The 20015-nt window shown below is 64.5% G+C and carries 17 protein-coding genes and 1 pseudogene; 9 read left to right on the top strand and 9 right to left on the bottom strand.

Features of this window, described 5'->3' with window-relative positions:
• Position 1 precedes the first annotated feature (1 nt).
• The 5 genes and pseudogenes from AC04SG_RS20825 to AC04SG_RS20805 form a co-directional block, all read left to right on the top strand.
• Positions 2-2905, top strand: a pseudogene (locus tag AC04SG_RS20825) (beta strand repeat-containing protein); the annotation flags it as partial.
• Positions 2906-3022: 117 nt separating this feature from the next.
• Positions 3023-4456, top strand: coding sequence for a YadA-like family protein (locus tag AC04SG_RS20820; RefSeq protein WP_488552640.1), 1434 nt, complete (start codon positions 3023-3025; stop codon positions 4454-4456).
• A 9-nt stretch (positions 4457-4465) separates the two neighbouring features.
• Complete coding sequence (locus AC04SG_RS20815; RefSeq protein WP_488552595.1) at positions 4466-5041, top strand: invasion associated locus B family protein; 576 nt, start codon at positions 4466-4468, stop codon at positions 5039-5041.
• 13 nt (positions 5042-5054) lie between these two features.
• Positions 5055-5750 carry a hypothetical protein gene (locus tag AC04SG_RS20810; RefSeq protein ID WP_488552594.1) on the top strand — a complete coding sequence of 232 codons (696 nt, stop codon included), beginning with the start codon at positions 5055-5057 and terminating at the stop codon, positions 5748-5750.
• Complete coding sequence (locus tag AC04SG_RS20805) at positions 5747-6223, top strand: DUF4189 domain-containing protein (protein ID WP_488552593.1); 477 nt, start codon at positions 5747-5749, stop codon at positions 6221-6223. Before AC04SG_RS20810 ends, AC04SG_RS20805 begins: the two co-directional genes overlap by 4 nt.
• A 79-nt stretch (positions 6224-6302) precedes the next feature.
• Here the strand turns inward: AC04SG_RS20805 and AC04SG_RS20800 are convergent, their stop codons facing one another.
• From AC04SG_RS20800 to AC04SG_RS20770, 7 genes are all read right to left on the bottom strand, one after another.
• Complete coding sequence (locus AC04SG_RS20800) at positions 6303-7172, bottom strand: aldose 1-epimerase (RefSeq protein ID WP_488552592.1); 870 nt, start codon at positions 7170-7172, stop codon at positions 6303-6305.
• 4 nt (positions 7173-7176) lie between these two features.
• A complete protein-coding gene (locus tag AC04SG_RS20795; protein WP_488552591.1) occupies positions 7177-7932 on the bottom strand; it encodes an SDR family oxidoreductase in 756 nt (251 codons plus the stop codon).
• Between the two features lie 12 nt (positions 7933-7944).
• Positions 7945-8676 carry an ATP-binding cassette domain-containing protein gene (locus AC04SG_RS20790; RefSeq protein ID WP_488552590.1) on the bottom strand — a complete coding sequence of 244 codons (732 nt, stop codon included), beginning with the start codon at positions 8674-8676 and terminating at the stop codon, positions 7945-7947.
• Between the two features lie 4 nt (positions 8677-8680).
• Positions 8681-9658, bottom strand: coding sequence for an ABC transporter permease (locus AC04SG_RS20785; protein WP_488552589.1), 978 nt, complete (start codon positions 9656-9658; stop codon positions 8681-8683).
• A gap of 86 nt (positions 9659-9744) precedes the next feature.
• Positions 9745-10722 carry a substrate-binding domain-containing protein gene (locus AC04SG_RS20780; RefSeq protein WP_488552588.1) on the bottom strand — a complete coding sequence of 326 codons (978 nt, stop codon included), beginning with the start codon at positions 10720-10722 and terminating at the stop codon, positions 9745-9747.
• A gap of 23 nt (positions 10723-10745) precedes the next feature.
• Positions 10746-11948 carry a mandelate racemase/muconate lactonizing enzyme family protein gene (locus tag AC04SG_RS20775; RefSeq protein ID WP_488552587.1) on the bottom strand — a complete coding sequence of 401 codons (1203 nt, stop codon included), beginning with the start codon at positions 11946-11948 and terminating at the stop codon, positions 10746-10748.
• A 1-nt stretch (position 11949) separates the two neighbouring features.
• Positions 11950-12669 (bottom strand): FadR/GntR family transcriptional regulator, encoded by a 720-nt coding sequence (locus tag AC04SG_RS20770; RefSeq protein WP_488552586.1) that lies wholly within the window; start codon positions 12667-12669, stop codon positions 11950-11952.
• 107 nt (positions 12670-12776) lie between these two features.
• Here AC04SG_RS20770 and AC04SG_RS20765 point away from each other — a divergent pair, with 107 nt between their 5' ends.
• Positions 12777-13676: an SMP-30/gluconolactonase/LRE family protein gene (locus tag AC04SG_RS20765; RefSeq protein WP_488552585.1), complete on the top strand. Its 900-nt coding sequence runs from the start codon at positions 12777-12779 to the stop codon at positions 13674-13676.
• A gap of 7 nt (positions 13677-13683) precedes the next feature.
• On the opposite strand, the gene AC04SG_RS20760 is transcribed toward AC04SG_RS20765, so the two are convergent.
• Positions 13684-15228, bottom strand: a complete 1545-nt coding sequence (locus AC04SG_RS20760) for a helicase HerA-like C-terminal domain-containing protein (RefSeq protein ID WP_488552584.1) — start codon at positions 15226-15228, stop codon at positions 13684-13686.
• A gap of 313 nt (positions 15229-15541) precedes the next feature.
• On the opposite strand from AC04SG_RS20760, the gene AC04SG_RS20755 reads away from it, so the two are divergent.
• The 3 genes from AC04SG_RS20755 to AC04SG_RS20745 all read left to right on the top strand — a co-directional run bounded on the left by AC04SG_RS20755 (position 15542) and on the right by AC04SG_RS20745 (position 19429).
• The gene (locus tag AC04SG_RS20755; RefSeq protein WP_488552583.1) at positions 15542-16984 is read left to right on the top strand and encodes a methylmalonyl-CoA mutase subunit beta; all 1443 of its coding nucleotides are present in this window, start codon (positions 15542-15544) and stop codon (positions 16982-16984) included.
• Complete coding sequence (scpA, locus tag AC04SG_RS20750) at positions 16981-19101, top strand: methylmalonyl-CoA mutase (protein ID WP_488552582.1); 2121 nt, start codon at positions 16981-16983, stop codon at positions 19099-19101. The genes AC04SG_RS20755 and scpA overlap by 4 nt, the downstream gene beginning before the upstream one ends.
• A 64-nt stretch (positions 19102-19165) precedes the next feature.
• Complete coding sequence (locus AC04SG_RS20745; protein WP_488552581.1) at positions 19166-19429, top strand: AbrB/MazE/SpoVT family DNA-binding domain-containing protein; 264 nt, start codon at positions 19166-19168, stop codon at positions 19427-19429.
• On the opposite strand, the gene greA is transcribed toward AC04SG_RS20745, so the two are convergent.
• Positions 19410-19883, bottom strand: a complete 474-nt coding sequence (gene greA / locus AC04SG_RS20740) for a transcription elongation factor GreA (protein WP_488552580.1) — start codon at positions 19881-19883, stop codon at positions 19410-19412. The two genes, AC04SG_RS20745 and greA, sit on opposite strands and share 20 nt — an antisense overlap.
• Positions 19884-20015 lie beyond the last annotated feature (132 nt).

Below are 20015 nucleotides of genomic sequence, written 5' to 3'. Positions count from 1 at the left end.
CATGACCGGATACGTCAAGGGGCGGGCAAGGATCGAACCTTCTTCAAGCTTTGTCGGAAGCTGGATCGCGGGCGCGGCCGACAGCCGCTCGGTTCGTCGCCGCCTGATGGCGGTGCTACGCAACGCGTGCCGCGTGCTCGGGATGCGCCGCAAAGGTCTGGGGCTTGGTGCGCTCGGCAGTGGACGGATGCTGGCGGCGGCGCTGGGCGCGATCGCATTCGGGAGCATCGCCACCCCGGCATCGGCACAGGTTTTCGGCGGCGGGGGCACGGCAAACGGCGTGCGCGGTATCGCGTTTGGATCCGGGGCCGTGCAAAACGGAGCCGATTCCATTGCCGAGGGCACCAATGCCAACGCCGGCGCCCAGAACGCCGTCGCGATCGGCTTCCAGTCGCTCGCGACCCAGATAAACTCCATCTATCTTGGCTCGCGCACCGCCGCAGGAACGGGAGCGCTGGCTCAGAGTGCCATCGGCATCGGCACGGATGTGACGGCATCCCAGGCCGACGCCATCGCGGTAGGACGTGCATCCGTTGCGTCGGCGCAATATTCGGTGGCTCTTGGCCTGAACGCGAAAGCCACAGGCACTGGCGGCGCGATGGCGCTGGGGCAAGGTACGGTCTCAAGCGGCGTCAATTCAGTCGCGCTCGGTGTTCAGGCCCAAGCCCTCGGGGCTGGTGCCAACGCCTTGGGCACCTTCTCCGTTGCTTCGGGTGGGAACTCCACTGCCCTCGGCACCAGTTCCACGGCCAGCAACAATTATGCGACAGCCGCAGGCTGGGGATCCGTCGCCAGCGGCGCCAATTCCACTGCCGTAGGACGCCAGGCCGCTGCCAGCGGCATAAACGCCTCCTCCTTCGGGTCCGGAGCCAATGCGATAGGAGACAATTCTCTCGCCGCCGGCGTCAGCGCCAACGCCGGTGGAGTCGGCAGCACCGCGCTCGGCATCGGTACCTCGGCCGGCGGCGCCAGTTCGGCAGCCGTCGGCTTCCAGGCCCAGGCCGCCGGCACCAACGCCATCGCCATGGGGCCTCAGGCAAATGCTTCGGCAGCAAACTCGGCGGCGTTCGGCAACGTCGCCACGGCTTCGGGCAATTTTGCACTGGCTCTGGGCAATTCGGCTGTATCGAGTGGAGTAGGGTCGGTCGCGGCGGGATCTGGAGCCCAGGCCACGGACGTCTCCACCACGGCGGTGGGTAACAACGCCACAGCCACCGCCTCAAGCGCATCCGCGCTGGGATTGGGCGCCACGGCTAGCGGAGCGTTCTCCACTTCGGTTGGTGCCGGCTCCAAGGCCACCGGTGCCGGTGCGTTCGCGGGCGGCCGTTCGGTTACGGCTTCAGGTGATGCTTCCATCGCCCTTGGCATTACGTCCGTCGCGGCAGCGGCGAGTTCGACAGCAATCGGAGCGGGCGCGGTGACACTCGACGTCAATGCCATCGCCATCGGCACCGCCGCCGGCGCGGACACCGCCGACGCGATCGCCATCGGCACCAGCGCGTACGCAAGCGGCGGCAAGGCGGTGGCAATCGGCGCGGACAACGTTGCCTATGGCGACGGCGCGGTCGCCATCGGCGATCCTAGCTATGCGAGCGGCACCGGCGCCTTTACCGGCGGCGCCAATAACATCGCCAACAGCGATGGGACGGCGAGCGCCACCGCGGCCAATATGGCCAACGGCGCCGTCGCCATCGGCAACAGCAACAAGGCGATCGGGCAAGGCTCGGTGGCGCTGGGCAACGGTTCCACCGCGGGTGCGGCCGGCTTCGTCGGCAACGTCGCGCTGGGCAATGGCACCACCGCGGCGGCAAGCTCCGGCGATGTCGCGCTGGGCTCGGGCTCGGTGACCGACGTGGCTGTCGGCACCAGCGGCACGACGATCGGGACCACGGCCTACAGCTTCGCCGGCACGACGCCGACGAGCACCGTCAGCGTCGGAGCGCTCGGCGCGGAGCGGACCATCACCAATGTCGCGGCCGGCCGGCTCAGCAACTCATCAACCGACGCGATCAACGGCTCGCAACTTTTCGCGACCAATCAGCAGGTGACGCAGAACACGACGAACATCGCCGCCAACACCGCCGACATCACCAATCTCGGCAACACGATCAACGGCATCACCACCGGCGGCGGCATCAAATATTTCCACGCCAATTCGACGCTGGCGGATTCCCAGGCGCTGGGGACGGATTCCGTCGCGGTCGGCCCGAATGCTGTGGCCAACAATGCCGGCGACGTCGCGATCGGCCTGAATTCGGTCTCGGGCACCACGACGGCCGTTGGCGGCACGACGATCGGCGGCGTCAACTATGCCTTCGCCGGAACCACACCGGCCGGCGCGTTCTCGGTCGGCTCGGTCGGCGCGGAGCGCCAGATCCAGAACGTCGCGGCCGGACGGTTGAGCAACTCGTCGACCGATGCGGTCAATGGCTCGCAGCTGTTTGCGACCAACCAGCAGGTGACGCAGAACACCACCGATATCGCCGCCAACACCGCCGACATCACCACTCTCGGCAACACGATCAACAGCATCAGCACCGGCGGCGGCATCAAGTATTTCCACGCCAACTCGACACTGGCGGACTCCCAGGCGCTGGGCACGGATTCCGTCGCCGTCGGCCCGAATGCCGTGGCCAACAACGCCGGCGACGTCGCGATCGGCCTGAATTCGGTCTCCGGCACCACGACGGCGGTTGGCGGCACGACGATCGGTGGCGTGAACTACACGTTTGCCGGCGGAACGCCGGCCGGCGCGTTCTCGGTAGGCTCGGTGGGCGCGGAGCGCCAGATCCAGAATGTCGCGGCCGGGCAGTTGAACGGCTCCTCGACCGATGCCGTCAACGGCTCGCAGCTCTTCGCCACCAACCAGCAGGTGACGCAGAACACCACCGATATCGCGGCCAACACCGCCGACATCACCACCAACACAGCCGACATCACCACTCTCGGCAACACGATCAACAATTTTGCCGGCGACACCTCCACGGCCTACACCGACGCCAATGGCGACGGCATCCGCTATGTGCGCACCAACGACAGCACCCTGCCGATCACCGACGCCTTCGCTCAAGGGGTCGGCTCCTCCGCCCTCGGCTACCAGGCGACCGCTTCCGCCGGCGACGCGCTGGCGCTCGGCCGCGGCACCCAGGCCACCGTCCTTGGCGGCGTGGCGCTTGGCGCCGGCTCGATCTCGGACCGGGCGGTCGCGCCGGTATCGGGATCGATCCTCTCCGGCACCGGCCTCATTCCCTACAACACCGCGGATATGAGCCTGCTCGGCGCCGTCTCGGTCGGCACGTCCACCTCCTATCGCCAGATCATCAACGTGGCCGACGGCACCGAAGATCAGGACGCGGTGACGCTGCGCCAGTTGAAGGGGGCGCTGAGCTCGTTCGCGGTGACGGGAAGCCTGTACTTCCATGCCAATTCGACCGCGTCCGACTCCCTTGCGGTTGGGGTCGACTCGGTTGCGGTCGGTCCGCGCACTACCGTCAACGGCGACAACGGCATCGGCATCGGCAACGGCGCCATCGTGCAACAGACGGCGCCGGGGGGCATCGCGATCGGCCAGAATTCGACCGTCAACCAGGCCGACAGCATCGCACTCGGCACCAACGCGACCACCAACGGGGCCCAGGCAGTGGCGCTCGGCGCCGGCGCAAAGGCCAACGAGCCGGGCAGCGTCGCGCTCGGCGCAGGCTCGACGACGGCGGCGGCGGTCGCTACCACCGGCACCACGATCAACGGCGTCAACTACACCTTTGCCGGAACAGCTCCGACGAGCACGGTGAGCGTCGGCGACGTCGGCAAGGAGCGCACCGTCACCAATGTCGCAGCGGGCCGGATCAGCGGCACCTCCACCGACGCCATCAACGGCAGCCAGCTCTACGCCACCAACCAGGCGGTCGAAGCCATGCAGGGGAGCGTCGGCGATCTCAATGAGTTTGCGGTCCAATACGACAAGAACGGGGACGGCAGCAAATCCAACTCGATTACCCTTGCCGGCGGCGACCCGAACACGCCGGTGGTCATCCACAATGTCGGGGCGGGCGTTGCCAACACCGATGCGGTCAACGTGCAGCAGCTCAACAACAGCCTGTCGACCACGCTGGCGGATTCCAAGACCTATACCAACCAGGTGGCGACCACGACGCTGCAGCAGGCCAACGCGTATGCGGACTCCAAACTCAGCCAGCTCAACATGGACATGGGCGAGGTTCGGGGCGAAGCACGCCAGGCCGCCGCGATCGGCCTGGCGGCCGCCTCGCTGCGCTATGACGACCGTCCCGGCAAGCTGAGCGTGGCGGCCGGCGGCGGCTATTGGCGCGGCGAAGGCGCCGTCTCCTTCGGCGCCGGCTACACCAGCGAGGAGGGACGTGTTCGAGCAAACCTGTCCGGCACGACAGCAGGCGGGAACTGGGGTGTCGGCGCGGGCGTCAGCCTTACGCTGAACTAGAGCCCGGCCATGATCAGGCAGGCAGTCCTTGCTGTGGCGATATCCATGACGTCAATGCTCCTGTCCGGCTCGTTTGCGGCCGGGCAGGAAGCGATCCGTTCCGGCTACAGGGTAAAACCTTCCGACGTCGCGGTGCCTGCGGATGCGAAGCTTGGCGAATATCAACGGACCACCCGTCCGTTCGAGAACTGGACGCTGATCTGCGACGAGAACCTGAAGGCGCGCCAAAAGGTCTGCAACGTCACCCAGATCATCGAGGACCAGGCAGGACAGGTTGCGTTCAGCTGGTCGCTGGCCGCTACCAAGGAAGGCAACCCCTACATGATCTTGCGCACCCCGCCGATCGCCAAGAGCGACAGTCCTGTCTCGCTGACATTCGAGGGGCGCAAGGAGCCGATAAAAATTCAACTCGACGGATGCAATCAAGCCGTCTGCGTCGGCATGCTGCCGGTTGGTCCGATCATGCGCGAACAGATTTCGAAGGCCGCGGCATCCGTCATCTCCTTTCCGACGACGGATGGCAGAACGATCAACGTGACCGCAACCCTCAAGGGCTTGGCCGCGGCCGTCGAGGCGATCAATTGAAGAGGGCATTGCGATGAACCAGCAACCGATCCATGACCGGATAATGTCCCGCAACCAGGGAAAGGATGCTGTTCAAGTCGGCATCGATGACCGGAGCAGGCCGAAACGAAACCTGGCGAAGACCACTGTCTTCTCGTTGCTCGCCATTGCCGTCGTCGCCGCGGCCGGCTTCGCAGCCATGCGCTACGGCCTGGTCCGCAATTTATTGACGCAGCCGGCGGTCGCGGAGACCAACGAGCCCGATCCGGCACTGGCCGACACGCCATTTCTGCAACACGCCAAACAGGCCGGTTTGCAGTCTTGTTCCAACATTTTTCCAGCCCTTGGGCAGATGCTGACGACCGGTACGACCTACAGCGTTCAGTCGATCTGGAACAACGAGGCCCCCGACAAACATGTCGTGGAAGCCCTGGTCGGCATGAACTATGCCACGCAGGGCTATAGCGGCCCGGCCGCGGGCCTGGTGTTCGCAGCACCCACCGCATCTGTATGCGAAGGTACGATGGTCAGGGTGGCGCCGTTCGCCGCCAATTGCGCCGACGTTCCGGCCCTGCTTCCGAAAGGCAGCAAGCTTGCCAACGATCTTGGACAAATCAGCGTCTATGAACTGGCCAATGGAGGGGGCAACGCGATGCTGCTGCCGACAGGCAACAGCTGCGTCGTCATTTCCGTGGCCTCGGCAGCAGGAAAACAAGGAGGCGTACAATGAGGGTGAATTCCGCCATTGCGGCAATCGGCATGCTGTTGGCCTGTGCCGCGCGGCTTGCTGCGGCGGACCTCGCCCCCGCGGCGGACGTACCCGAGCCCCCGGCCCAGGAAGAGAAAGGAATCTGGGCGGCGATCGCTTATTCGAACCCAGACGGGAAGCACGGCTTCTTCTGGGGCGCCGACAAGCGTCAGGAGGCGATGGACATCGCCCTCAAGCATTGCCAGAACGCCGGCGGCGACAGCTGCGCCGTGGTGAGCGTGTTTCGCAATCATCGTCACTGGGACGACGACGACAACACCGGCTTTCCCTACAATCATTGCGGCGCGCTCGCGGTGGGCGAGAAGACGAGCGGACAATCCACCAGCTGGGGCGCGGAGACGGCGCAAACACGCCGAAAGGCCGAAGACCTGACGCTGCAGGCCTGCGAACGGAGTGGACAGAAATGCAAGATTCGTGAGTGGGTGTGTACGTGAAGCTCTGCTGTGGCTCAGGAGCCCTTCACCCGACCGGTCGCCAAGGGGGCGGAGAACGGTTGTGCGGGCCTGTTTCACATCAGCGCGAAGCGAGGGGACTCCAATCAAGCCGCATGTTTGCACTCAACGTCGCACCGTGCTCAAGCGGGGTCAGCCCCTCACCGTGATGGGCATCGACGGAATGCGACACCGGCTCGAAGCAGAAGAAATCGGCGTCCTGCGACGGCGAATAGAGGATGAAGACGTCGAGCGCCGATGAGGCCGTGAGCGAGATGGCGATCCTGTCCTCGGGCCGGGTTATCCTGGCGCGGCGGTCCCAGCCATCGAAGGCGTTGTTCACCCAGCTTCGCGGCAGCGGGGAGGCGCGCGAGAAATTCCACGCGGGGTAATCGGCCACGGGCGCCACGCCGGTCGGCAAATGACGCTTGTCCTCCAACCAGACCCGCGCCGCCTTCGCCTCAAGCGTCGTTGCGGCGCTGCGCGAAAACCACGGATGAAAACCGAGGCCGTAAGGCAGGCGAATGCCGGCGCGGTTCTCCACGGTGAGCGTGGCATCCAAGGCCCCGTCATGCAGCGCATAGGCGACGCGCGCGGAGTATCGGTAGGGACCGATCCCGCCCGCGTCGAGGATCAGTTCCGCTTCGGTGGCGCTGTGGCCGGCAATCCGCCACTCCCTCTGGAACCCGTCGCCATGGATCGGAAAGGCCTCTCCCGCCACATTCGGCTCGACGGCATGGAAGCGGCCGTCGAACTCGAAGCCGCCGCCTGAAATGCGGTTCGACCAGGGAACCAGAACCTGACAGCCCGACGTGCCGGTGCCATCGCCGGGCCTAAGCAGCGGCACCGGTGCGCCGCCGACCAGTGCGTCGATGCGCGCGATCGCCGCACCCTTCTGTGGCGCCAGGACGAGACGGGCGCGGCTGTCGCGCAGCTCCAGCAGGCCGGCCATCCCTTTACCAGCCGCCGTCGATGGCAATGTTCTGGCCGCTGATCATGTCCGAAGCAGGCGATGCCAGGAACAGGACGAGATCGGCGACATGATGCGGCTCGATGCGCGTCTTGAGACCCTGGTTCTCCAGGATCCAGTCGTTGTATTGCGCCAGACGGTCGCCGAACACACGCGCCTCGGCCTCCGAAACCACCGCGCCAGGGGATACGGCGTTGACCCGGACGCCGAGCGGCCCAAGCTCCCGCGCCAGTGATTTGGTGAGGCCCAGCATCGCGCCCTTGGAGGCGACGTAGGGCACGTAGCCATCCCAGCGGCCATTGAGCGTGATGGAGCAGAAGTTGATGATCTTGCCGTAGGCCTTCGCCTTCATCCCCGGCGCGCAGGCCCGCGCCAGCGCGAAGGCGGCCGAGGAATTGACGCGGATCTGATCCTCATACTCGGTCAGCGAGAACGCTTCGAATGGCCGGTTGATGATCAGGGCAGCGTTGTTGATCAGGACATCGATCCCGCCTTCCTTCGCCGCCAGCGCCGCCACCGCGGCTTCCGCCTCGGCAAGCCGGTTGAGGTCGCAGCCGATGAAAGCGACGTCGCCGCCCGCCTCCGCGGCCAGCGCCGTGGCAATCCCCGGCCCGTCCTCGCTATCGGGGCGGTCGAGCACCAGCACGCGCGCACCAGCCTGCGCCAGCGTCACCGCCTGGGCCCGGCCAAGCGAGCCAAGGCCGCCGGTCAGGAGCACGACACGATCGGCAAGGACCTTCATTGCCGCCACCTCTCAGAGAACGCCGTGGACTTCATCGATCGACGTTTCCGCGATCCGCTTGTCCAGCACGATTTCGCCGCGCGCCATCGCCACCACACGGTCGCAGCATTCGAAGACATGATGCATGTTGTGGCTGATGAAGACGCCGGTGATGCCTTGCTCCTTCAAGCCGCGCACAAAGCCGATCACCTTCTTCGTCTCCTTGACGGAGAGATGGTTGGTCGGCTCGTCGAGGATCATCACCTTCGACTTGAAATGCATGGCCCGCGCGATGGCGACGCCCTGCCGCTGGCCGCCGGAAAGCTCGCCAACAAGGGCATCTGGCGAGCGCAGGTGCAGGTCGACATTGGCAATTGCGCGGATGCTTTCGCTGGCCATCTTCTTCTGGTCGAGCAAGCCGACGCCGAAGACCGAAAACCAGGTCGGCTCGCGGCCGATGAACAGGTTCCTGGCGATCGACATGGTCGGCACCATGGAATTGTACTGGTAGATCGTCTCGATGCCGAGATCCATAGCGTCGCGCGGCTTGGCGATGCGGACTGCCCTGCCCTCGACCTTGATCTCGCCCTGGTCCGCCGTGTGGACACCGGAGAGGATGTTGATGAGGGTCGATTTGCCGGCGCCATTGTCGCCGACCAGCCCAAGAGCCTCGCCGCGGGTGAAGTCTAGCGTCACTCCCTTCAGCGCATGGACGCCGGAATACCATTTGTGGAGGTTGTGCACGGAGATGATCGCGTCGGCCATCGCTTTAGTTCTCCATCTTGATGGCCTTGGCGCGCTTGCGCATCCAGGCATTGGCGACGACGGCGAATATGGTCAGGAAGCCGATGGCGAATTTGAACCAATTGGCGTCGACATGGCTGAGCACGAGGCCGTTGTCGATGACGCGGATAAGCGTTGTGCCGATGATGCCGCCCATGACCGTGCCGATGCCGCCGGCGAGCGAAGCACCGCCGATGACGGCGGAGGCCACTGCCTGCAGTTCCATACCCTCGCCGATCGAAGGCAAGGGCGAGCCCAGCCGCAGCACCTGCAGCATGCCGGCGAAGCCGGAGAGCATCGAACACAGCATGAAGCAGATGATCTTTACCCTGGCGGTCGGGATGCCCATCGCGGCGGCGGCCGGCGGAAAGCCGCCGGTGGCCTTGATCCAGTTGCCGAAATTGGTGCGCGAAAGCATCAGCGATGTCAGCACCGCAGTGCCGGCAAACCACAGGAAGGACGTGCGAAACATGTTGCCGGGCCCAACAAAGGAGGTGAACAGCCAGTTCGGCAGGTCGGCCGGGAGCAGCGGCGGGAAGCCGCCCGAGACGACGACGGTAAGCGAGCGCGCCATGAACAGCATGCCGAGCGTGGTGATGAAGCTCGGTATGGCGAAGCGGATGGTGACGTAGCCGTTGATGAAGCCGATCGCCGCCGAGACAAGCAGTCCGGCGAGCAGCGCCAGTGGGAACGGGGCGCCATGCAGCATCAGCACCGCCATCGTCATCGGCATCAGCGCGAACACCGAGCCGACCGAGAGGTCGAACTCGCCGCTGATCATCAGGATGGTGACGCCGATGGCAACGAGGCCGGCCTCCGGCAGGATGCCGAGAATGCCGCGCAGATTGTCCTGGTTGAGGAACACACCATGCGATCGGATCTGGAACACCACGATCAGCAGCAAGAGCAGGATCAGACCGGCCAGCTCCGGCTTTTCGAGATAGGTCTTGAACAGACGCTTCACGTCAGGCTCCAGGAATTCGAACTTCTGTTGACGCATCGGCGGCGCGCAGCGCCGCCGATGCAATGCCGTTCACTGGCGCTGCGTTGTCAGCGCATCCCCTGGGCGGAGAGCGCCATGATGGCGTCGGCCTCGTTGGGCCGCACAATGCCCTGGCCGGTGTCGATGTCGGAAGGCGCCAGGCCGATCTTCTTATTGAGATAGGCCTCCATCACCGGCATGAAGCCCTGCATGTAGGGCTGCTGGTCGACCAGCGCCTGCACGTAGCCCTTCTGCATCTGTTGCAGCACCTCGGGCACCAGATCGAAGCCGCCAAGCAGGACCTTGCCTGGCGCTACGCCGCGATCCTGCAGCACACGGGCAACGCCGGCGCACCAGAACCCGGTGTCGAAATAAGCGGTGGTATCAGGATGGGCATTGAGATAGGCGCCGACACGATCGGAGGTGATGGCAAGGTCGGTACCGCTGTCGATGCGCTCCCACGACACGTCGCGGTCGGCGTGCGCAGCCTTGTACTCTTCGAGGAACTGCATCACGCCGGCGCCGCGGCTTTCGGACCAGTTCTGGCCGGGCGCCGAGATGCCGACCAACACCTTGATCGGGCCATCCTTCGGGAAGCTCTCGGAAATCGCCTTGGCGAGCGAATAGCCCGCCGGCCTGAAGCCCTGTCCGACGAAGGCCTGGCGCGCATTGCCCTTGGCGCCTTCGGTGTCGTCGACATTGACGGCGATCACCAGCACGCCGGCATCGCGCGCCTCCTTGATGACGTCGTCGAAGGCATGGTCGTCGACGATCGAGGTCAGCAGCGCGTCGGGCTTGGCGGCAAGGGCGGCGCGCATGTTGGCGACCTGCTGTTCGATCGAACCCTCGGTCTGGGTGAAGACCATGTTGCAGCTGGCCTCGACCTTGGCGCAGCCGTCGTCAAAGCCTTTCTTCACCGCCTGCCAGAAGGTGTTCGATGCTGAAGAATGGTGCGTGAAGACGATGTTCAGCCCGTCGGCGCGCGCGGCGGTCTGGGCGCTGAAAAGAGCGGCGCCAAGCAGAAGTGTTGCAGTCAGTTTTTTCATCTCAATTCCTCCCTTTGGATTTCCTAGATGTCGGTGTTGTCGGAGACGCGGCGCTGGACGGTGTATGCCTTGCCGAGGTCGGGGTTGAGCGCCAGCCCCAGGCCCGGTCCCGGCGGCACGGTGATCATGCCGTTCTTCACTTCAGGCAACGCCGTCACCAAGTCCCGGTACCAGGTGCGGTAGAAGGCGCGCACGCTTTCCTGGACCAGCGCGTTGGGCGCATTGAGCGACAGATGCGTCGAGGCGGCGAGCACGACCGGACCGGTGCAGTCGTGCGGTGCGACCGGCAGCCGCCAGGCCTCCGCCATCGCGGCGATCTTGCGCGCCTCCGACAGGCCGCCGCACCAGGAGATGTCGAGCATGACGATGCCGGCAGCCCCGGTTTCGAGCAGGTCGCGGAAGGCCCAGCGGCTGCCCAGCGTCTCGGAGGCCGAGATCGGCGCCGGGCTGACCGCCTCGTAGCGTTTCAGGTCGCCGAGGCTGTCCATACGGATCGGGTCCTCGTGCCAGTAGGTGGCATAAGGTTCCAGCGCGCCGGCAATCTTCATGGCCGGCAAAAGCTGCCACATCGAATGAAACTCGACCATGATGTCGATCTTGTCGCCGACGGCGCGGCGGATCTTCTCGAATGGCTGCAGCGCGGATTTCAGGTCTGCCGCCGAGATGTCGTTGCCACGCGTCTTTTCGGCGGCGTGATCAAACGGCCAGATCTTCATGGCGGTGATGCCGTCCTCGAGCAACTCCTCGGCCAGTTCTCCGGCGCGATTGAGGAAGCCGTTGAGATCGTCATAGTCGCGCCCGGCGCCGATGCCGTAATTGGCCGTCGTCTGGCCTTTGGCGTCCTTGATGTATTCGGTGCCGGCACAAGTGTTGTAGGTGCGGATGGAGCGGCGGCTGAAGCCGCCCAGAAGCTGCGCGATCGGCTGGCCGGTGACCTTGCCGAAAATGTCCCAGAGCGCGATGTCGAAGGCCGAATTGCCGCGCACCTCGGCGCCGCTGGAGCGGAAGCCGAGATAGCCGACCAGGTCGGCGGACAAAAGGTCGATCTCTAGCGGATCGCGGCCGATCACCCGTGGCGCTACATATTCGTGCAGATAGGCCTCGACGGTGCGCGACAGGAAGAAGGTCTCGCCGAGCCCGGTGATGCCCTCGTCGGTATGAACTTCGACCCAGAGAAGGTTGGGCCGCTCCTCGATGCGAATGGTCTCGACCGCGGTGATCTTCATGTCAGGCAATTCCCGCGTCGAGGAGCGCCTTGACGCTCTTGTCGAAATGTTGCGCCATGTGCTCGGCCGCCAGTCTTGGATCGCCCTTGAGGATCGCCTCGGCTATGTCCTCGTGCCCCTTGATCATTTTGAGCTGGTCCTCGCTGGAGGAGCGTGTCCGCCAGCCGATCACCCAGGTGCGGCGCGTGACCCCGCTGAAGGCGGTGACGATCAGCGAGAAGACCGGGTTGTGCGAGGCCGCCGCGATCGCCTCGTGAAAGGCGATGTCATGCTCCATGACAATCTCGGGGTTCCGGAAATTCTCACGCATCAGCCTGGCCGATTGCGCAATCGCGGCGGCTTCTGCCTCGGTGCGGCGGAGCGCCGCGAGCGCCACGGTGCGCATCTCGATCGTGCGCCTGACATCATAGACCTGATGGACGCTGATCTGCTGCGTGGTGATGCCGTGCTCGATCACCATCGACATGGCGCCGGTGTCGAGCTTGGCAACCGTGGCACGGCGCCCGGCGCTCATGTCGATCAGGCGCATTGCGGAAAGCGACCGGAACGCCTCGCGCACGACGGTTCGCGAGACATTGAGCTGACGCGTCATGGCCGCTTCGCTTGGCAACGGATCGCCGGCCGCAAGGCCCTCCGAGCGGATGTGCTGGGTGATCGCCTGGATCGCCGTGCTCACAAGGCCGGGGCTCGGCTCACCCGCTGTCTCCGTCGGATCCTGCATAATGCTCCCTTGAAACCTGTATGACAGGTTATTATCCAGCTGTTGTTAATTCACCCTAAAGATATATGTCAAGGGTGTTTCTGGATGCGCTGACCTGGAGGAAACGCATGGACGATATGAATGCCCGCTTGGTCTTCGATGCAGGAGACATCGTCGGGGAGAGCCTGATCTGGGACGATCGCCGCGACCGGCTGGTTTGGGTCGACATTATCGGTCGCAGGATCCACAGGCTGGATTCGCTGACCTTGGCTCACGAATCCTGGGAGACGCCCGATCTGGTCACCTCGATCGGCTTGCGCGCCGATGGCGGCGCCATTGTCGGCCTCAGGAACGCGATTGCCTTGTGGGACTTCGGCGGGCCGTTCCAAACCATTGCGACGATCGAGCCGGACAGGCCCGACATACGGCTGAACGAGGGCGTCGTCGCGCCCGATGGTTCGTTCTGGGTCGGCACGATGGCCAACAACATCGGATCAGATGACGCGCCTCTGACCATCACGCTGGATGCCGGGCAGCTGTTTCGAATGGCTCCCGGCGGCGGCGTGACGCGCCTGTCCGACGACCATTTTGGCATCACCAACACCATGGTGTGGACACAGGACGGTCGCTTCGTGACTGCAGACACGATGAAAAACGCAATCTACAGCTATGCCTGGAACGGCGGCTCTTCACGGCTCACCGACCGGCGGCTGCTTTTCGGCGGCTTCCAGCGAGGCCTGCCCGACGGTTCCTGCATGGATGCAGAAGGTTACATCTGGAATTGCCGGGTCGTGGGCGGCAGCTGCCTTGCCCGAATCGCGCCGGACGGCCGGCTGGATCGGATCGTCGAAGTGCCCTGCTCCTGGCCGACGAGCTGCACCTTTGGCGGCGCCGATCTCGATACGCTCTTCGTCACCTCGGCGCGCTTCACCATGACCACCGGCCACCTTGACGCGCACCCACATGAGGGCGGACTGTTTGCGCTCCGACCGGGGGAGAGAGGCCAACCGAGCAACCGCTTCGGTTAGGTTTTTCCTACCGCCCCCTGGAAAGGCTGCCCAGAATCCCGCGCACGATCGCCCGTCCGACCGACGAGCCAACCGAGCGCACGACAGCTTTGATCGCGGCTTCGGCGACGGTCTGGCGGTTGGACGGGCGCGGCGCCGGCGCGCGGCGGCCACCGGGCTGCGGCGGCGTATCGTTGCCAAAGCCGGGGATGGTCCAGCGTGAGCGGCCACTGCCGGCCTGCTGCGCCTGCTCATCCGCCTCCTGCGCCCCCTTGGCCTTCTTCTGCAGCATCTCGAAGGCCGATTCGCGGTCGATGGTCTGATCATACTGGCCGGCTATCGGGCTCTGGTCGATCAGCTTGCGGCGCTCATCCACTGTGATCGGGCCAAGCCTGGACGATGGCGGGCGGATCAGCGTTCGCTGCACCATGGACGGCACGCCCTTGGCCTCAAGCGTCGAGACCAGCGCCTCGCCGGTGCCGAGCTGCGTGATGGAGGTGGCGCAATCGAAATCGGGATTGGGCCGGAACGTTTCGGCCGCCGTCCTCACCGCCTGCTGTTCGCGTGGCGTGTAGGCGCGCAGCGCGTGCTGCACGCGATTGCCGAGCTGGGCGAGAACCTTTTCAGGGATATCCAAGGGGTTCTGCGTGACGAAATAGACGCCGACGCCCTTCGAGCGGATCAGCCGCACCACCTGCTCGACGCGGTCGATCAGCACCTTCGGCGCTTCGTCGAAAAGCAGATGCGCCTCATCGAAGAAGAAGACCAGCTTCGGCTTGTCGGGGTCGCCGACCTCGGGCAATTCCTCAAACAGCTCCGACATCAGCCAGAGCAGGAAGGTGGCGTAGAGCCTGGGGTTCATCATCAGTTTGTCGGCAGCAAGCACGCTGATGGCGCCGCGGCCGTCGCGGGTGGTGCGCATGATGTCGGCGATGCGCAAAGCCGGCTCGCCGAAGAAATTCGCCGCCCCCTGCTGTTCCAGCACCAGCAGCGTGCGCTGGATGGCGCCGACCGACGGCTTGGTGACATTGCCGTAGCGCGAGCTGATCTCCTCGGCGCGCTCGGCGATGTTGGCCAGCAGCGCCTGCAGATCCTTCATGTCGAGCAGCAGCAGGCCGTCCTCGTCGGCGATGCGGAAGGCGATGTTCATGATGCCCTCCTGCGCTTCGGAGAGGTTCATCAGCCGCGACAAAAGCAGCGGTCCCATTTCCGAGACGGTGGCGCGGATCGGATGGCCCTGCTCACCGAACAGGTCCCAGAAGATGACCGGAAATTCCTGGAAGTCGTAAGGGTCGAGCTTGACCTGTTCGGCTCGCCTGACCAGAAAATCCTGCGCCTTGCCCATCATGGCGATGCCGGATAGGTCACCCTTGATATCGGCGCAGAACACCGGCACGCCGGCATTGGAGAACCCTTCGGCCAGGATCTGTAGGCTGACCGTCTTGCCGGTGCCAGTGGCGCCGGTAATCAGGCCATGGCGGTTGCCATATTGCAGCAAAAGCTGTTCGGCGCGCTGATAGCTGTCGTCGGGCCTGCGGCTGGCGCCGAGGAAAATGCTGGTCTCGTCAGCCATATGTCCATGTCTCCGCAAACTGGTGTTAAAGCCAATGGCCTTGCCGCACGTATAGTGAGGCCGTTGCACAGCGACAATCCAAATCCTCAGATGGGCCAATTGTCTAAACTGGACCAATGCTCCAAATCGGCCTTTTGGAGCTTGCGGATTTTGCCGGTGTTTGGCAATCGTTCATGGTTCGTCCACGCAGGCTGACCTATATCAGAGGGATCGAGTTCGAACCCTGAAGGCGCATTGCATTGCGATATCGGACAGGGGACCGTAGACTGAACCGCTCCAGGCTGGTGCGGCCGCATAAGAACGAGGAAAATGGATGGGCGCCGGAGCCTTGACCAAGGAAGTCGAACCCACAAACGTCGAGCGCCAGCGATGGCTGGCCTTGACGGAAAAGGCGTTGGCCGGCGCATCCTTCGAGGACAGGCTGGTCTCGCACACCGACGACGCCATTCGCATAGAGCCGCTCTACGATCGCGCCGCTGGCGCCGAACCGCTTGTGCGCGCCAACCCCAAATTGCCCTGGATCGTCAGCCAGCGCATCGACGATCCCGATATCGGCCGCGCCAAGGCGCAGGCCCTGGATGATGTGGCACAAGGCGCGACGGGCTTGTCGCTGGTCTTCGAGGGCGCGCCGAATGCGTTTGGCTACGGCCTGCCGCGGACGGCGCAGGCGCTGGAGACGGTGCTCGACGGCATACCGCTCAACCGCGTGCAGATCCGCATCGACGCCCATCCCTGGAGCCGCGCCGTCGCCGACTGGCTGGTGGCGTTCCTGGGCAAGCGCCGCTCCGACCCGGCGAAACTCAACCTCTCCTTCGGCATCGACCCGGCGGCAATCTTTGCCGGAACCGGCCGGCTGCGGATGTCGATCGAGGCCTTGCAGGCATCGATGCCGCAATCGCTGGCACATTTCTTCTCGCTGGGCGTGCCGGGCGTATTGCTCGAGGCGGACGGGCGAGTGTTCCACAATGCCGGCGCCACCGAGGCGCAGGAGCTCGGCACCATGCTCGCTTCCGCGGTCTCCTATCTCAGGATGTTCGAGGACGCGCGCCAGCCGCTTGTCTATGCCGCACCGCATATCGGCTTTGCCCTGAGCGTCGACCAGGACCAATTCCTGTCGACGGCCAAGGTTCGGGCGCTGCGCAGGCTGTGGGGGCGAATCCAGGAGACGTGCTCGATCCCGGCCTCGACCGCCAATATCCATGCCGAGACGTCGTTCCGCATGATGACGGCAGCCGACCCCGAGACCAATATTCTACGCACTGCGATCGCCGGTTTTGCCGCAGCCGCCGGGGGCGCCGATTCGATCTCCATCCTGCCGCACACGATCGCGCATGGCCTGCCGGCGCCTTTTGCCCGCCGTGTCGCCCGCAACGCGCAGCTGATCATGGCCAATGAAAGCCATATCGGCCACGTCGCCGACCCCACCCATGGCTCGGGCGCGGTCGAGGCGCTGACCTTGGGCCTGTGCGAAGCGGCGTGGGCGGAATTCCAGAGGATCGAAGCGGAAGGCGGCGTTCTGGCAAGCCTGCAGCACGGCCATATCCAGGCGCGCGTCAAGGCAGCATCCGAGCGCCGCGCCGAGGCCTACCGGTCGGGTGAACGGGCAATCATCGGCACCACGCTTCATCCGCTCAAAAGCGAGACCCCGGTCGAGACGCTGGCGGCCGAGCGGCGGCCTCCTTTCACCGAGGGCGTGGCGGTGTGCGAGGCCCTGTTTCCGGTCCGCATCGACCAGTCGATCGGAGCCGCACCTTGATCCCGGATTTCTCAGAGATCGGCTGGTCGGCGCCACGGCGCGCACCCGTCGAGGTCAAGGGCCAGCGGCTGACGCCGGAAGGCATTGCCGTCAAGCATCTCTATAGTCAGGGCGACCTCAAGGGCCTCACCCATCTCGACACCTATCCGGGCATGCCGCCCTTCGTGCGCGGCCCCTACCCGACCATGTATGTCCAGCAGCCGTGGACGATCCGGCAATATGCCGGCTTCTCGACGGCCGAAGAATCCAACGCCTTCTACCGGCGCAATCTCGCCGCCGGCCAGAAGGGCCTGTCGGTCGCCTTCGATCTGCCCACCCATCGCGGCTATGACAGCGATCATCCGCGCGTTGCCGGCGATGTCGGCATGGCGGGCGTGGCCATCGATTCCATCCTCGACATGCGGCAGTTGTTCGACGGCATCCCGCTCGACGAAATGACGGTGTCGATGACCATGAACGGCGCCGTGCTGCCGATCATGGCGCTCTACATCGTGGCAGCCGAAGAACAGGGCGTTGCGCAGAAGGATCTCGCCGGCACCATTCAGAACGACATTCTGAAGGAGTTCATGGTCCGCAACACCTACATTTATCCGCCGAAGCCTTCGATGCGGATCGTGTCGGACATCTTCTCCTACACCTCGAAGAACATGCCGAAGTTCAATTCAATCTCGATCTCCGGCTATCACATGCAGGAGGCCGGCGCGACGGCGGACCTGGAACTCGCCTACACCATTGCCGACGGCATCGAATATGCCCGCGCCGGCGTCGCTGCCGGTCTCGACATCGACCGTTTCGCGCCACGGCTGTCCTTCTTCTGGGCGATCGGCATGAACTTCTTCATGGAGGTCGCCAAGCTCCGCGCCGCGCGGCTTCTGTGGTCGAGCCTGATGCAGAAGAATTTTGCGCCGAAGGACGAGCGCTCGCTGTCGCTGCGCACCCATTGCCAGACCTCCGGCTGGTCGCTGACGGCACAGGACCCCTACAACAACATCACCCGCACCATGATCGAGGCGATGGCGGCGACGCAGGGCCATACGCAGTCGCTGCACACCAATTCCTTCGACGAGGCGATGGCGCTGCCGACCGACCACTCGGCCCGCATCGCCCGCAACACGCAGCTGATCCTGCAAAAGGAATCCGGCACCACCCGCATCATCGATCCGTGGGGCGGCTCGGCCTATCTCGAGCGGCTGACGCATGATCTGGCGGCACGGGCGCTCGCCCACATCGAAGAGGTCGAGGCCCTCGGCGGCATGGCTGCGGCGACCGAACAGGGGATCCCCAAGCTGCGCATCGAGGAAGCGTCCGCGCGCACGCAGGCGCGCATCGATTCCGGCGAGCAGATGCTGGTCGGTGTCAACGCGCATCGGCCGGAGAACGACATCGAAGTCGACGTGCTGAAGATCGACAATGCCGAGGTCCGAGCCCGGCAATTGTCGAAGCTGCAGAACTTGAAAGGCACGCGCAATGTCGGCGCGGTCGAGAGCGCACTCGATGCGCTGACCCGTGCGGCGCAAGGTGACGAAAACCTGCTGGAATTCGCCATCCGCGCCGCGCGCGCCAACGCCACGGTCGGCGAGATTTCGCTGGCGCTGGAAAAGGTCTTTGGCCGTCACGTCGCCTCGGTGCAGACGATCTCAGGCGTCTATCGCAACGCGCTTGGCGACAATCTGACGGTCGACCGGCTCTTGGAGAAGCTCGAAGCCTTCGAAAAGAAGTCCGGCGGCAAGCCGCGCATCCTGGTCGCCAAGATGGGCCAAGACGGCCATGACCGTGGCCAAAAAGTCATTGCCACAGCCTTCGCCGATCTCGGCTTCGACGTCACCGTCGGCGCGATGTTCCAGACACCGGATGAGATCGCGAAACTGGCGGTCGCGCAGGACGTCCATATCATCGGCGCCTCGTCACTGGCGGCGGGACATCTGACGCTGATCCCCGAACTGCGCGATGCGCTGAAGAAACTCGGCCGCGCCGACATATTGATCGTCGCCGGCGGGGTCATCCCACCACAGGATTATGATGCGGTGCTGGAAGCAGGTGCTGCGGAAATCTTCCCGCCGGGCACGGTTATTCCGGAGGCGGCGGATCGGCTATTGGACCGCCTGCTGGCGGGCTGAACGAAACAGTTGCAACGCCTATCAGAGTTGCGTCATAGTGTATGGCGCAACCTACGGTACAGACATGAACACCATCATTCACGGACTTGAGGACGGATCGGGCGTTGTAATCTTGCCGCAGAAGATGCTCGACAGCTTGGGGCTGCAAGTGGGCGATGAACTCGAGATCATCGAAACCGATAACGGCGTCATGCTAAGACCGGTGGAGAGTGATGACTTCGAACGGCAGATGCGTGCCGCTCGCGATGTCATGGACAAGTATGAGCCCGCATTGCAAAAGCTAGCTGAGCAGATAGGGTCAGCTGGCGTCAGACATCCGACAGCTTGACGATTCCCCATTCCTTGCCGTTGACGCTTGCGACGTCGCCGACCTTCTTGCCGAACAGCGCCACCGCCATCGGCGAGACGTGGGAAATGCTGCCCTTCGAGGGGTCGGCCTCGTCCTCACCGACGATCTTCCAGTGCACCTTCTTGCCGTCATCGCCTTCCAGCGTGACGCCCATGCCGAAGCGCACCTGATCGCTGCCCGGCTCCGGCACGGAAAGTTCGGCGCTTTCGCGGCGCGCCGTCCAGTAGCGCAGGTCGCGCGACACGACGGCGATGCGCTCGCGGTCTGCTTTTCTCTCGGCTTTCGCCAATATGTCGCGCAGATCGGTCAGATTGTCCTCGATCTGCGCCAGCCCGCGCTCCGTCACCAGATTGCGGTGCGGGCTGATCGGCCGCTCGCCGATGCCGGCGATGGCGTTTTCGCTGTCTTCCTCACGGGTGAAAGCTCTGCTCATCGGACAAACTTAGGCTCGCTTCGGCGACTGTACAAGCCACTTGCCGGACCCGGTCATTGGCCGGACTATGGACCGAGCGAAGACCGCTGCGGCTGGCATGATTCCTGCGGTTAGTCGCGGATCGCAAGGGAT

Source organism: Mesorhizobium sp. CNPSo 4684, assembly GCF_057784315.1.
This window is presented reverse-complemented; position numbering and strand designations above follow the sequence as displayed.

Excerpts from the sequence above, each read along its gene's own strand:
- AC04SG_RS20815 (WP_488552595.1), top strand. The coding sequence starts at position 4,466 with ATGATCAGGCAGGCAGTCCTTGCTGTGGCGATATCCATGACGTCAATG.
- AC04SG_RS20810 (WP_488552594.1), top strand. The coding sequence starts at position 5,055 with ATGAACCAGCAACCGATCCATGACCGGATAATGTCCCGCAACCAGGGA.
- AC04SG_RS20805 (WP_488552593.1), top strand. The coding sequence starts at position 5,747 with ATGAGGGTGAATTCCGCCATTGCGGCAATCGGCATGCTGTTGGCCTGT.
- AC04SG_RS20800 (WP_488552592.1), bottom strand. The coding sequence starts at position 7,172 with ATGGCCGGCCTGCTGGAGCTGCGCGACAGCCGCGCCCGTCTCGTCCTG.
- AC04SG_RS20795 (WP_488552591.1), bottom strand. The coding sequence starts at position 7,932 with ATGAAGGTCCTTGCCGATCGTGTCGTGCTCCTGACCGGCGGCCTTGGC.
- AC04SG_RS20790 (WP_488552590.1), bottom strand. The coding sequence starts at position 8,676 with ATGGCCGACGCGATCATCTCCGTGCACAACCTCCACAAATGGTATTCC.
- AC04SG_RS20780 (WP_488552588.1), bottom strand. The coding sequence starts at position 10,722 with ATGAAAAAACTGACTGCAACACTTCTGCTTGGCGCCGCTCTTTTCAGC.
- AC04SG_RS20775 (WP_488552587.1), bottom strand. The coding sequence starts at position 11,948 with ATGAAGATCACCGCGGTCGAGACCATTCGCATCGAGGAGCGGCCCAAC.
- AC04SG_RS20770 (WP_488552586.1), bottom strand. The coding sequence starts at position 12,669 with ATGCAGGATCCGACGGAGACAGCGGGTGAGCCGAGCCCCGGCCTTGTG.
- AC04SG_RS20765 (WP_488552585.1), top strand. The coding sequence starts at position 12,777 with ATGGACGATATGAATGCCCGCTTGGTCTTCGATGCAGGAGACATCGTC.
- AC04SG_RS20760 (WP_488552584.1), bottom strand. The coding sequence starts at position 15,228 with ATGGCTGACGAGACCAGCATTTTCCTCGGCGCCAGCCGCAGGCCCGAC.
- AC04SG_RS20755 (WP_488552583.1), top strand. The coding sequence starts at position 15,542 with ATGGGCGCCGGAGCCTTGACCAAGGAAGTCGAACCCACAAACGTCGAG.
- AC04SG_RS20745 (WP_488552581.1), top strand. The coding sequence starts at position 19,166 with ATGAACACCATCATTCACGGACTTGAGGACGGATCGGGCGTTGTAATC.
- greA (WP_488552580.1), bottom strand. The coding sequence starts at position 19,883 with ATGAGCAGAGCTTTCACCCGTGAGGAAGACAGCGAAAACGCCATCGCC.